Origin of the sequence: Macrococcus capreoli (genome assembly GCF_025628935.1) — a bacterium.
In the GTDB taxonomy this organism is placed as follows: domain Bacteria; phylum Bacillota; class Bacilli; order Staphylococcales; family Staphylococcaceae; genus Macrococcoides; species Macrococcoides capreoli.
Map to the genome: position 1 here is coordinate 12,250 of NZ_JAOTIS010000013.1, position 12,866 is coordinate 25,115.

Below are 12,866 nucleotides of genomic sequence, written 5' to 3' on the forward strand. Positions count from 1 at the left end.
ATTACGACATAAAAAAATGACTGTAAGCTATACAGTCATTCACTTTATATGAAAAATAAATATTTTTTATTTAACTTAAATTCTACTTAAAAAAACATTAAATACATTGATTAATGATCGTTTCTAATGCCATCCCTCGGCTTGCTTTAAATAAGACGACAGTATCGGCATTTAAATAGTTCAACAATGCTGCCTCTAACGCTTCTTTTGAATCAAAGTGTTGTGCTTCTGTAAAAGGCTTTGCTGCCGCATGAATATGTGCAGCTTCAGTACCAACCGTCAGTAAACGATCAATACCTTTCCCTTCAAAATACGCACCGACAGATTCATGGTACTGTTGTGAGTCTGGACCGAGTTCAAGCACGTCACTCAACACGATAATTTTATTCGGTACATCCATAATCGCAATCGTGTCAATAGCTGCACGCATACTTGTCGGACTTGCATTATACGCATCATTTATAAGACGTGCTTTATTAATACCAATAATTTGTTCCATACGCATATTTGTTAAATGTAAATGTGTTAAATTCTCGTTGATGACTGCATCGCTCAATCCTAAAAGGCGACCAATCGCAATTGCAATCGTTGCATTTCGCGCATTATGTGCACCAAGTGTCGGGACGCTAAACTGCGCATCTCCGACTTTAAAGGCAATACTTTTCTCTAACGCTTGCAGGTCATGAATATAGAAATCATTATCCGAATTGAAGCCAATCTTCTTAAATTCACCTTTAGCTTGTGCAACTAAATCGTTAAGTAATGGCTCATCTCCATCGTAAAATAATGGACCATTCAATCCTTCAATAATCTCAAACTTTGCTTTTGCTATGCCTTCACGTGATCCTAAATCACGCATATGACTTTCACCAATATTCGTAATCGCAGCAATATCCGGAGTTGCAAGTTCAGATAGAAATGCGATTTCACCGAATCCTGACATACCCATTTCTAAAATTGAGATTTCAGTATCCTCATCCAGCTGACAAAGCGTAATAGGTAAGCCAATTTCGTTATTATAATTACCTTGCGTCTTCTTCACTTTAAAGTTCGGCGCTAGTACCGCTTCAACCATATCTTTTGTCGACGTCTTACCGTTACTTCCAGTAATCGCGATAACTTTCGGGTTCACTTCTTCAAGATATGCTTTCCCTATCGCTTGTAATGCCTTTAACGTATCGTCAACAACGATGATCGGAAGACCTTCCGGCATATCAAGCGCATCACTTTGCCATAAAGATGCATGTGCGCCGCGCTCTAATGACTGAGCTACATATTGATGACCATCTACATTTTCACCTTTAAACGGAATAAATAGTACACCCTCATTTAATTGTCGTGAATCAATCGACACACCATCAATCATTACATCTTCAAACTGTTGTGCTACTTTACCACCCGTTTGTTCTGCTATCCAGCGTAAACTTCTTTTTATCATATTAATCAGTCCATTTTATATTTGATTTTTTTCTTGTCTGCATGACGTTCTTTAGCTAAGTCAATTAACTCAGTAATTAATTCACTATAGCTCATGCCCATGTTCTCCCATAATAATGGGTACATACTGAATTGTGTAAATCCAGGCATAGCATTTGTTTCGTTAATATAGATTGTATTGTCTTCTGTTAAGAAGAAATCGGCACGCACTAAACCAGAACAATCCGTTGCTTTAAATGCTTCAACGGCCATATTGCGCATTGTTTCCTGAATTTCTGATGGGATATCTGCAGGAATTTCTAACTGTACTTTACCATCTTTATATTTCGATTTGTAATCATAGAAATCAACGTCTTTCACCACTTCACCTGGTAACGTCGTCTTTGGATTATCGTTACCTAATACTGCAACTTCAATTTCACGAGCTACTACGCCTTGTTCAACAACAAGTTTGCGGTCAAATTGTAATGCTTCTTCAATACCAGCAATTAATTCTTCACGGTTTGTACATTTCGAAATACCTACAGAAGAACCTAAGTTTGCTGGTTTAACGAATACCGGGTATTGTAATTTATTGTTCACTAATTCTAAAATGTTATGTTTATATGTTTCATATTCACTGCGTAAGAAACTTACATATGGCAACTGTGGTAATCCACGATTTGCAAATAATTGCTTCATCACAAGTTTATCCATTGAGCTTGCAGCTGCTAATACACCGTTTCCAACGTATGGTAAATCAAGCACTTCAAACAAGCCTTGAATTGTACCATCTTCTCCGTTTGGTCCATGTAGTAACGGGAAGATCGCATCATACTGATGACCTTCTGTTGAAGAAGTTAATAAATGCATAATTGTATCGTTATTTGATGGCGTTAGTCTTAAAGATTCGCTCTCTTCAATACGTTCTGTAATTGCAGGTCCTTTAATCCATTCACCTTCATTTGTAATATAAATTGTATCGACTGCGTATTTTTCTTTATCCATCGCATTGATTACTGATTGTGCTGTTAAGATTGAAACCTCATGCTCAGCACTTTTTCCGCCATAGACGATACATATATTTTGTTTAGTCATTTCAATTCCTCCAGATTATTAATATAATTATACTATCATGATATAAGATGAGATGCACATTTTTATTAGGCATAAAGTTACCATTCGCAAAATAAAGATTTATTCCTATAATGTTTGACCATATTTATGTATAATAATGACTATAATTTATTTAAGATTAGGAGTTTGACCATGGCTCAATCAAGCAACACATCACGTATAAAATTCAAACGCTCATGGATTGAAAAAATCGATTGGTGGTTGATTATACTTATTATCGGATTTTTTGCAATTAGTTTAACGATTATTACGTCAGCAATGGATGGACAACAGTATGGTACAAACTTTGCTGAACGACAAATATTGTACTATATATTCGGATTTATTCTCGCATTTAGTATTATGCATATCTCACCGAAGTTTATGAAGAAATGGGTCTTTGCTTTATATACGATTGGAAACGTAGCATTATTAGGATTACTCATATTACCTGAGTCATCATTTACACCTACAATTAATGGTGCAAAAAGCTGGTACGTCTTCTTTGGCCGACTAAGTTTGCAACCATCAGAATTTATGAAGATTATATTAATGCTGACATTAAGTAAAGTTGTGTATGATCATAACCGCTTTACATATTATAAATCTTTTCAGACTGACATCATTTTATTAATGAAGATTGGATTAACATCTATTATTCCAATGATATTAATCTTATTACAGAACGACTTAGGGACAACGCTCGTGTTGCTTGCTATTATATTAGGGATTACCGTTGTTTCTGGTGTAACCTGGAGAATTCTCGCGCCATTTTTAATTGCCTTATCAACAATCGGAGCGACATTAATTCTTGCTATTATTTATAAACCTGAATTAATCGATAAATTGTTAGGGATAAAGACATATCAATTAGGCCGTATTAATTCGTGGTTAAATCCAGCACAATACAGTGATGGCGAAGGATTTCACTTGATGGAATCGTTAAAAGCAATCGGATCTGGCGGACTATTCGGTAAAGGATTTAAAGGTGGAGAAGTTTATATTCCGGAGAACCATACCGACTTTATCTTCTCTGTTATCGGTGAAGAATTTGGCTTTATCGGTACAGTTGTGGTACTCGTATTATTTTTAGCGTTGTTTACACATTTAATTCGTATGGCTCAAGTAACGACTAATCCATTCTCATCGTACTTTTTAATCGGATTGGTAAGCATGATTATATTCCATGTATTCCAGAACGTCGGAATGACGATTCAAGTCGTGCCGATTACAGGAATTCCTTTACCGTTTATTAGTTACGGCGGAAGTTCGTTATGGGCATTAATGTGTGGCATCGGTATCGCACTTTCAATATTCTATCATTCGGATGCCGAGCTGATTAAAAAATATAAATCCGTGAAATAGTTAAAGTTTGAGAGCGCCACCTAACAAGTGGCGCTCTTTTTATCAGCCATAAATTGATGCATAGGCATCGACATTCCAAACGATGACGATAAACATTACAAAAAAAGAACATTCCCCTTTGAATGTCCTTTCTTTATGTATATTATTTTAATTTTGCGGGTGCTACATGTGGTAACGTACGCATAACTTCAAGTCGTGATTTAGTTTTTGAAATATTAACACCAAGTGAAGAAAGCAGAGTGACTACATTTTTAATTTTCTCTTGTGATTGTTTCATTTTGATCACTCCTAATCAATTTGTTAATACTAGTGTACCCGATATTTGCCAATATAGCTATAGGTCCCGGGACTTATTTCTGTAAAGTTTTTGTGAACATTGAAAGTTGAATGTAAATTTTTTTGACTGCATGAAAATTCAGCAACACAGAAAGTAATTCTATCCTTTTTCATGTATAATAAAGCTAATCTTAAAGGGGGGCTGCTTTTTGCCATTTTTTTCGCATATCGATTATTCCCAACTATTTTCTATTCTATTTTTTGTAGGATTTGTGTTTAATATATTTTTAGCTTTCGTTGTTATCTTTCTGGAACGTAGACAAGCGGGGTCTACGTGGGCATGGTTACTCGTGCTATTTTTCTTACCTATCATTGGGTTTATGCTTTACTTATTGTTTGGGCGACAGATTAAGCAGTCCAGCATCTTCAAACTTGATGAAGAAGATAAATTAGGTTTACAACAAATTGTTCAGGAACAAATCCATGCAATCGATGAAGATGATTTAATGGTGCGTTCTAAAGAAATAATGAAACATAAAGATATTATCCGTATGAATTTAAACAACTATTCTTCATTTTTAACAACTGATAATGCTGTTGATATTCTTACAGATGGTCGTAAGAAATTTGATCGATTACTGGAAGACATCAATAACGCACAAGATCATATTCACATTCAATATTACATCTTTAAGCGTGACGGCATTGGCAATGAAATTTTAGATGCGTTAATGAGAAAGCTTAAAGAGGGTGTTGAAGTGAAGATGTTATATGATGATATCGGTTCGCGCACGTTAACATTATCTCGCTTTAAAACGTTTCGAAAGTTAGGCGGTCAAGTTGAAGCATTCTTTCCATCCAACTTTCCGCTAATTAACTTTAGAATGAATAACCGTAACCATAGAAAGATTGTCGTGATTGACGGTAAGATCGGTTATATTGGTGGTTTCAATGTTGGTGATGAATATTTAGGCTTAGACAAACGCTTTGGTTATTGGCGCGATACACATTTACGTGTTGAAGGCGATGCTGTGAATGCATTACAACTTCGCTTCATGATGGACTGGAACTCACAATCAACACGTAACTTTATGCATTATGATAAGAAATATTTCCCGGATGTTGATAGTAAAGGTGAAATTGGCATTCAAATTTCATCAAGTGGTCCCGATTCTAGTGAACAACATATTAAATTCGGTTATTTGAAGATGATAACGTCAGCAAAAGAATCTATCTTTATTCAGTCACCCTATTTCATTCCCGACACCTCTTTACTCGATGCATTGAAGATCGCAGCATCGACAGGTGTCGAGGTGAACATCATGATTCCGAATAAACCTGATCATCCATTCGTTTATTGGGCAACCTATTCAAATGTCGGTGAGCTGATTGCAGCTGGTTGTAATATCTTTATTTATGAGAACGGCTTTATTCATACGAAAATGATGGTCATTGATGATGAAGTCGCAAGTGTTGGTACGGCCAATATGGACTTTAGAAGTTTCGAATTAAACTTTGAAGTGAATGCATTTATTTATGATCATGATATTGCATTAAAATTACGCAAAACATTTGAAGAAGATGTTAAAGTATCCAGTCAGTTAACCCAGGAAATATATGATCAACGCGTGCTATTGATACGTATTAAAGAGGCGATTGCACGATTGCTATCGCCTATATTATAAGAAAGGTAATCGTTACCTCCCTAAAAAATAATATCTATAAAAATTAATTTATAACAATAAAAATCTATAAAAATAAAAAGTCTGCTGCTAAATTTAAGAAAAATACACTGTGGACTAATAAATAAGTATAACCTAATTTCTTTTGTTGTTTTGTTAATTCAAAATAGTATGTGTTGTTCATTATAGTCATCCCCTTTGTTAAAAATAAGAATTTTCAGATAATTGGTAATATTATTATACCAATTATCACTTAAATGTAAACATAATTAAGGAGTTTTTTTCACATGGATTATAAAAAAGTCATACAAACCACGGAAAAGTTTGTGAAAGAAATACATAAAAAAGAATTTAGCGGGCATGATTTCGCGCATATTGAACGTGTAAGGAAGATGGCGCTTGAGATTGGTGCGCAGGAACAAGCAGATTTATTTATCGTAGAAATGGCAGCGTTACTGCATGACACTGTAGATGAGAAATTGTTCGATAAAGAAATGGCGTGGTCGCGTTTGAATGATTTCTATTTGACGATACAATTGCCTGTTGCTCAGCAGGATGCGATTAATCATATATTGCAATATATGAGCTTTAATGGTGGAAAGAATGCCGGAAAACTGAAGTCGCTGGAAGGTAAAGTCGTTCAGGATGCAGATCGTTTAGATGCATTAGGTGCCATTGGTATTGCGCGTACATTTATGTTTGCTGGAAAATTTGGTGAAGCGATGTATGACCCGAACATACCAGTACGTACAGATTTAAGCGATTATCGAACGCCGAGCACGGCGATTAATCATTTCTATGAGAAGTTATTTAAACTGATCGATTTGATGAATACGGAAACTGGTCGTGCAATGGCACAGCAGCGTAATATTTATATGAAAGCCTTTATTGCGCAGTTTATGGCGGAATGGGGATAATCCGCTAAAACAATAAAAGCCGGATGAATGATATAAATCAATGATTTATTATCTTTCATCCGGCTTTTAAATTTTATATTTATTTACGTTTCTTCTTCTTACTTGATACAACTTGTACATTCTTACCTTTAGCTTCAGCCTGATTCTTCTCATGCGCTTCAACTAATGGTGCAATTTCTTCATGTACTTTCTTCTTATAGAACTTATTACCTAACCACGTTTGCATTACTAAGAACGTACCACCAACAGCCCAATATAAAGGTAATGCTGCAGGTGAAATTGAAGACATCCAAACGATCATAATCGGTGAAATGAACATCATCATACGCATTTGTGCTTTCTGTTCATCAGGAATGTTCTGCATAGACACATATGCTTGTAATGCATACACAAGACCCGCAATAATCGTCATCGCAATATCCGTCTTCGTCAATTCAAACCATAAGAAATCAGGATACTTTGTAATCCCACCTTCAGTAGGATATTTCAATACATAGAATAACCCTGTAACGATCGGTAATTGAATTAATAACGGCAAACAGCCCATATTCAACGGATTAATACCATTCTCTTTGTATAGCGTCATCATTTCCTGATTGGCAGCCATCTTCTCTTCTTGTGTACGTGCACGTTTCACACGCTCTTGAATCTCAGTCATTTGTGGTTTAATTAACGCCATTTTCTCTTTCATTACATATTGATTCTTATATGTACGCATCATAAATGGGAATAACGCTAAACGTACGATTAAAGTAATCGCAATAATTGCAAGTCCGTAATTGTGTCCCATGTGTGACCCTAACCAGTGGATTAACTGATCTAACGGATGTACAAATGTATCATAGAAAAATCCAGTACGATTTGATTCTTTCGAATAATCACAGCCCGCTAAAAATAGTGCGATTGCTATCACTAACGGCCATATTGCCTTTTTATTCATTCTTTCACCTCATATTATTATTCACATAGAGGTTATTTTATCACAAAAAGTGATAATCATAAACTAAAACCGTTCTTTTTTATTTATCTGTATAATATTTTAAGTAATCTGTCACAACTTGTTGTATATTATCGCTTTGTGTAATAGATGAAATCGTAGAAATACCATCTGCGCCCGCATCAATAATCATTTCACAATTCGTGCTTGTAATCCCACCAATCGCTACAATCGGAATCTCTTCATCGTACAAACGCATTTTACGAATCAACTCAATACCACCGGGTTTCTTCGCATCACTTTTACTACTTGTTTCATATACCGGACCAACACCAATATAATCGACATGTGTTAAATCAGATTGATCATATTCCGCGAAATTACTCACAGATAAGCCAATAATCTTATCATTAAAATCTTCAATAATATGTTCAATCTTCTCATCATCTTGTCCTAAATGAATACCATCCGCATCGATCTTCTTTGCAAGCGCAACGTCATCGTTTACGATAAATGGCACATTGCTCGCTTTACATAATGCAAACAGTTCACGTGCTAACGCTTCTTTCGCTTCACCTGTCAGTGCGCGTGCTCCCTTCTCTCTAAACTGGAACATTGTAATCCCTGCTTCAAGCGCCTCTTGTAATACTCGCTTTAAATCGCCATCTGTCGTGTCCTGGCTACCCGCGATAAAATAAACACGTAATAATTTCCTATCAAACATTCGCTACACTTCTTTCACAAGTCTATTCTTTGCCACATCACTTTCCTGTATTAAATATAACTGATCGATTAAATGCACAGCAAAATGTCCCGGCAAAGTACCGTTAGGAGACTTCTCAGCTAGCTCTGACGCAACTGTATATGTCGTGACTGCTTCGGTTAATACTTCTAACGTAGGTTTAGTTTCATTATATATGAAACTTGCAACGACTGCTCCTAATAAACATCCTCCTCCAGTTACTTTCGTAAGTAAAGGCGTACCGTTCTCTAATAAGTTTACTTTTCCATCTACACAAATGGCGTCAATCGCACCTGTCACGACAATCGCACACTTAAATTGTTCATATGCTGCTTGCGCTACCGCTTCAGTAGATAAACTTGTATCTGCATCTGTCCCTTTCATACTCGCTTCTCCAACGAGCGCTTGTAGTTCAGAAGCATTACCACGGATGACTGCAATTTCATGTTCGTGTAATAACTTTAAGCAGAAATCTTTACGAAATTTAGATGCACCGCATGCCACAGGATCTAGTACGACAGGTACACGGTGTTGATTCGCATACTGTGCAGCAGCCAGCATATTATCAACATCACCTACTTCAATCGAACCAATATTAATGAGCAGCGCACCTGCATGCGCTAAAAATTCATCCATTTCTCGTTGTTCAGTCGCCATCGCCGGACTTGCACCTAATGCAAGTAAGCCATTCGCTGTAAAGTTCTTAACGACGTCATTCGTAATACAAATAATTAACGGATTATCTTGTCTTAATTGTGTAAGCATGGATTGACCTCCTGGTATTTAAAGTGATTAACGGGCCCTTGACCATTCCCGAGTTCTGGTGTGTATTTAATGGCTAAATCCATATATTGTTTAGCAAGATTAACGGCGTCAACAATCGATTTACCTTTCGCTAGCTCTGAAGTAATGACAGCAGAATACGTACAACCCGTACCATGTGTATGTTTCGTGTCATAACGCTCACCTTTTAACACAACAAATTCGTCTCGCGTAAATAAATAATCTGTGGCATCACCTTTTAAATGACCCCCTTTAATTAACACACTCTTAGAGCCAATTTCATTAATAAATATTTTACCTGCACGTTTAATATCATCCATCGTTTCTACTTTCATTTGAACGATTTCTTCAAGTTCAGGGATATTCGGTGTAACGACTGTTGCAACGTCTAACAATTTCGTACGAACCGCACTTTTACCGTTCTCATCAAGCAATGCGTCCCCACTTTTAGCGACCATGACCGGATCTATAACATACGGAATATCATGTTGAACGATATATGGACGCACGACATCCATTACTTCACTCGTTGCAAGCATCCCTGTCTTCACCGCATCAGGTACGATATCGCTATACACGCTTTCAAGTTGTGCTGCAATCACATCGGCTGGTTGATTGAACACTTGTTGTACGCCTAACGTATTTTGTGCAACGATACTTGTTACAACACTCATCCCATACACACCACGTGATTGAAATACTTTCAAATCTACAGTTGTTCCGGCACCACCTGTTGGATCTGTACCGGCAATCGATAAAGCTGTCTTCAACTTAATCCACCACGCTTTCCCATGTTTGTTGCGTATACGCCATATCAAAGAAACGTTTCTCATGAATACAACTTTCTTTGAAGTTATTCGATAACACTTTGCGTTCTGCTTCGCTTGCTGTCGCTGCAAATATATCAACCCAACCATCTAAATGATCCATTAATGGTTTCATTTCTACCGCATAGAAATCAACCCAGTCTTTAAACGGATTGTCTGTGAAATCATGACGTTCTTTCATTTTTAAAGCTAATTGCTGATACACATACGGACAAGGGGCCATCGCACAAATCGTGAACGCTGCGTCACTAAAGCGATACGCATTAAAGTACATATGTTTAATGTAATGGTCACTTGCTGGATACCATTCTCCACCTTGAATAATTTCTTTATAATCACGTTGAACGTAATTGGCTAACGTATAATGTGCTTTAACTTCGCCATTCATCACAAAATCAATTTGCTCAAGTAAAAATTTTATACCTTCTTCATCGTTAAGTTTCGGAATGAGTAAGCTGTAAATTTTCGCGAATTCGTTTAAATACAGATAATCCGCCTTTAAATAATGAACGACCGCTTCTTTGCTTAAATCACCATTAATCATTCCTTGAATAAATCCATCCTGATAAATTGATTCAATAATGGGTTCTACTTGCTGCTTAAGTTGCGCTGTAAACATTGCTTTACCTCCTAAAAATGATTATTAAAAAAGCCTACTTCCTGCTCGGAAATAGGCTAAATACCAATATTAAATAGAAACGAATTAAACTGGTCTTAACTACTTTCCTACGCTAGCATTATCTAGATCAGGTCAGAAGAGTTTGACAAAGTCATCTCAGCCACAAGGCACCTCTAGTAGTGTGAATATGTAATTAATTTTAGTGTAGCGTAAATAAAATGTGAAATCAAGACGATGCAATAAACATTCCTTCTTCAACAAGACAGAAAAAAGCAGAACATTATATTCTGCTTAAATCATTAATATGCTGTTGACCAATGTTGTGCACCATATTGTGTATATAAGATACGTGCGCGTTTCCATTGTTCTTCTGCTGAAGCTTGTGCCGGATTACCTGTTCCACCAACTGCTGCCCATGTTTGAGGTGAGAACTGGAATAATCCGTAATATCCTGCTGGATTTACAGCTGCTGGGTTACCCCCCGATTCACGTTGCATAATCATACGTAAATGCGCGTCAACAGATGAATTACCACCTGTTTGTGCTGCTGTTTGTTGTGTTGCTGGTTGTTGTACAGGTGCTGATTGTTGTACGGGTTGAGATGCTGCTTGAGTTTGTACAGCTTGCGTTTGTTGTACAGCTTTAGGCGCTGATTGTGTTTGTGCTGCATGTGCTGATTGCTGTGGTACCGCTTGTTGTGGTACTGTCGCAGCTTTCGGTGCTGATGTCTGAACAGCTTGAGCTACTGGAGTAGTCACAGGCGCCACTTTAACATTTTTCTTTTTCACTGGACTTTCAATGATCAATAATTGTCCTGCTTTTAAATCATGTGATGATTTAATATGATTCCATTGCTTTAATGCTGATACACGGACACCAAATTTCTTAGCGATTTTCGTTAAATCGTCGCCAGCTTTCACTTCATATTTCCCATTCACTAATACTTCTAATTTTTGATTAGGAACGATTAAATTAGATTCTAATTTATTGATTTTTTTAATCTTTTCAATAGTCGTATCATATTTATCAGCAATTACCCATAAAGATTCACCTTTATCAACTGTATGTACTTTTGCGTTTGCTTGTGTAGAAACGATGCCTGTTGCTAATATTGCAATTGTAGTAATTGCTGCTAATTTTTTCATTATATATATTTCCTCCGATTATCTCTTTGTCAGTAATAATACTTTATCACGATTCAACATTTCTATGGTTACAGTGGTGTGATAAGTGCCTCCGTAAAATTACAAATATATTACAGACGTATCTCAATTTAATACAAAATAACCGTTCATCACTCCGGCACGAGTGATGAACGGCTACTGGGAGGTGTAATCGTTGTGAGGTGTGTGAGTAATGAAATGCTATTATCGTTAAAACGGTAAACTTTTATCCATTATGTCATGATCAGTTTGTTCTGATGTTTCTTCTGTACTTGCATCATTTATTTCTGAATCTTCTGCTGCTTCACTTGTTTCTTGTTCCGAATCCGTTGGCACTGAGATCTTTTGAGAAGATGACCCGCCACTGAATTCCTGTACAATTTCTTCAGCCTGTTCTTTCACTTCTTTCGGAATGTTTTCTTCATCCTTATTTAATTCTGTTGACCAGCGTTGCGTATAGTGAACTGAATTATGAGATTCTGTTTGTGATTGTGGCTGTGGCTGAGCATTTGTTTCGAGCGTACGTGACTGTTCAACTACATTTTCTGCAACTTGTTCATTTTCATTTTGTTCTTTAGATTTTAAACGTGCTCGATAGTCGTTAATCACAAGACACTTTTCATCAAATGAAAGTTCATCCCACGTTTCATCCGGCGTCTTTTCGCGGTTACCTGAACTTAATTGTGGCAGAAACTTGATGCTCTCAGTAATGATTTCCACTGAATACTTCATCTCTCCGTTTTTTTCGTAACGGTTGTTGTGCACTTGGCCAGTAATACAAATTAATGAGCCCTTTTTACAAAATGAATGCACATTCGTCGCAGTGCGGTTAAACGCTTTACATCTTAGAAAGTCGACGGTACTTTCTTTAGCACCTTTTTTCTTTCCGCGATCTACTGCAAGAACAAATGAAGCGATTTGTAGTTTTTCTGATAGTACTTTCAAATCGATATCATTAGCAATGCGGCCTGCTAAAATGACTTTGTTTATCAATGTGTCACCTCCTTTCAATAGGACTATATA

General features: G+C 36.6%; 13 protein-coding genes and 1 riboswitch. Of the genes, 3 read left to right on the forward strand and 10 right to left on the reverse strand.

Features of this window, described 5'->3' with window-relative positions; all coding sequences use genetic code 11:
* Nucleotides 1-97: 97 nt before the first annotated feature.
* Nucleotides 98-1,438, reverse strand: coding sequence for a UDP-N-acetylmuramoyl-tripeptide--D-alanyl-D-alanine ligase (locus tag OCL94_RS10090; protein WP_262996795.1), 1,341 nt, complete (start codon nucleotides 1,436-1,438; stop codon nucleotides 98-100).
* Between the two features lie 5 nt (nucleotides 1,439-1,443).
* On the reverse strand, nucleotides 1,444-2,514 hold the full coding sequence (locus OCL94_RS10095) for a D-alanine--D-alanine ligase (protein WP_262996796.1): 1,071 nt from the start codon (nucleotides 2,512-2,514) through the stop codon (nucleotides 1,444-1,446).
* Nucleotides 2,515-2,685: 171 nt separating this feature from the next.
* On the opposite strand from OCL94_RS10095, the gene OCL94_RS10100 reads away from it, so the two are divergent.
* Nucleotides 2,686-3,897, forward strand: a complete 1,212-nt coding sequence (locus tag OCL94_RS10100; protein WP_262996797.1) for an FtsW/RodA/SpoVE family cell cycle protein — start codon at nucleotides 2,686-2,688, stop codon at nucleotides 3,895-3,897.
* Nucleotides 3,898-4,039: 142 nt separating this feature from the next.
* Here OCL94_RS10100 and OCL94_RS10105 read toward each other — a convergent pair whose 3' ends face one another.
* Complete coding sequence (locus tag OCL94_RS10105; RefSeq protein WP_233681818.1) at nucleotides 4,040-4,174, reverse strand: Lmo0850 family protein; 135 nt, start codon at nucleotides 4,172-4,174, stop codon at nucleotides 4,040-4,042.
* 187 nt (nucleotides 4,175-4,361) lie between these two features.
* On the opposite strand from OCL94_RS10105, the gene cls reads away from it, so the two are divergent.
* On the forward strand, nucleotides 4,362-5,858 hold the full coding sequence (gene cls / locus OCL94_RS10110) for a cardiolipin synthase (protein WP_411268501.1): 1,497 nt from the start codon (nucleotides 4,362-4,364) through the stop codon (nucleotides 5,856-5,858).
* 284 nt (nucleotides 5,859-6,142) lie between these two features.
* Nucleotides 6,143-6,772, forward strand: coding sequence for an HD domain-containing protein (locus tag OCL94_RS10115; RefSeq protein WP_262996799.1), 630 nt, complete (start codon nucleotides 6,143-6,145; stop codon nucleotides 6,770-6,772).
* Nucleotides 6,773-6,851: 79 nt separating this feature from the next.
* Here OCL94_RS10115 and yidC read toward each other — a convergent pair whose 3' ends face one another.
* The 7 genes from yidC to OCL94_RS10155 form a co-directional block, all read right to left on the reverse strand.
* On the reverse strand, nucleotides 6,852-7,712 hold the full coding sequence (gene yidC / locus OCL94_RS10120) for a membrane protein insertase YidC (protein ID WP_262996800.1): 861 nt from the start codon (nucleotides 7,710-7,712) through the stop codon (nucleotides 6,852-6,854).
* A gap of 79 nt (nucleotides 7,713-7,791) precedes the next feature.
* Nucleotides 7,792-8,433, reverse strand: a complete 642-nt coding sequence (gene thiE, locus OCL94_RS10125; protein WP_262996801.1) for a thiamine phosphate synthase — start codon at nucleotides 8,431-8,433, stop codon at nucleotides 7,792-7,794.
* A 3-nt stretch (nucleotides 8,434-8,436) separates the two neighbouring features.
* Complete coding sequence (gene thiM / locus OCL94_RS10130; RefSeq protein ID WP_262996802.1) at nucleotides 8,437-9,216, reverse strand: hydroxyethylthiazole kinase; 780 nt, start codon at nucleotides 9,214-9,216, stop codon at nucleotides 8,437-8,439.
* Nucleotides 9,201-10,067: a bifunctional hydroxymethylpyrimidine kinase/phosphomethylpyrimidine kinase gene (thiD, locus tag OCL94_RS10135; protein ID WP_262996803.1), complete on the reverse strand. Its 867-nt coding sequence runs from the start codon at nucleotides 10,065-10,067 to the stop codon at nucleotides 9,201-9,203. The genes thiM and thiD overlap by 16 nt, the downstream gene beginning before the upstream one ends.
* Nucleotides 10,006-10,680 (reverse strand): thiaminase II, encoded by a 675-nt coding sequence (gene tenA / locus OCL94_RS10140; RefSeq protein WP_262996804.1) that lies wholly within the window; start codon nucleotides 10,678-10,680, stop codon nucleotides 10,006-10,008. Before tenA ends, thiD begins: the two co-directional genes overlap by 62 nt.
* An 87-nt stretch (nucleotides 10,681-10,767) precedes the next feature.
* Nucleotides 10,768-10,865: riboswitch (TPP riboswitch) on the reverse strand.
* 114 nt (nucleotides 10,866-10,979) lie between these two features.
* A complete protein-coding gene (locus tag OCL94_RS13235; RefSeq protein ID WP_317618556.1) occupies nucleotides 10,980-11,825 on the reverse strand; it encodes a LysM peptidoglycan-binding domain-containing protein in 846 nt (281 codons plus the stop codon).
* 228 nt (nucleotides 11,826-12,053) lie between these two features.
* Nucleotides 12,054-12,836, reverse strand: a complete 783-nt coding sequence (locus OCL94_RS10155) for a single-stranded DNA-binding protein (RefSeq protein ID WP_262996805.1) — start codon at nucleotides 12,834-12,836, stop codon at nucleotides 12,054-12,056.
* Nucleotides 12,837-12,866: the final 30 nt, after the last annotated feature.

Excerpts from the sequence above, each read along its gene's own strand:
- OCL94_RS10095 (WP_262996796.1), bottom strand. The coding sequence starts at position 2,514 with ATGACTAAACAAAATATATGTATCGTCTATGGCGGAAAAAGTGCTGAG.
- OCL94_RS10090 (WP_262996795.1), bottom strand. The coding sequence starts at position 1,438 with ATGATAAAAAGAAGTTTACGCTGGATAGCAGAACAAACGGGTGGTAAA.
- OCL94_RS10100 (WP_262996797.1), top strand. The coding sequence starts at position 2,686 with ATGGCTCAATCAAGCAACACATCACGTATAAAATTCAAACGCTCATGG.
- tenA (WP_262996804.1), bottom strand. The coding sequence starts at position 10,680 with ATGTTTACAGCGCAACTTAAGCAGCAAGTAGAACCCATTATTGAATCA.
- thiE (WP_262996801.1), bottom strand. The coding sequence starts at position 8,433 with ATGTTTGATAGGAAATTATTACGTGTTTATTTTATCGCGGGTAGCCAG.
- thiM (WP_262996802.1), bottom strand. The coding sequence starts at position 9,216 with ATGCTTACACAATTAAGACAAGATAATCCGTTAATTATTTGTATTACG.
- thiD (WP_262996803.1), bottom strand. The coding sequence starts at position 10,067 with ATGAGAAACGTTTCTTTGATATGGCGTATACGCAACAAACATGGGAAA.
- OCL94_RS10105 (WP_233681818.1), bottom strand. The coding sequence starts at position 4,174 with ATGAAACAATCACAAGAGAAAATTAAAAATGTAGTCACTCTGCTTTCT.
- yidC (WP_262996800.1), bottom strand. The coding sequence starts at position 7,712 with ATGAATAAAAAGGCAATATGGCCGTTAGTGATAGCAATCGCACTATTT.
- OCL94_RS13235 (WP_317618556.1), bottom strand. The coding sequence starts at position 11,825 with ATGAAAAAATTAGCAGCAATTACTACAATTGCAATATTAGCAACAGGC.
- OCL94_RS10115 (WP_262996799.1), top strand. The coding sequence starts at position 6,143 with ATGGATTATAAAAAAGTCATACAAACCACGGAAAAGTTTGTGAAAGAA.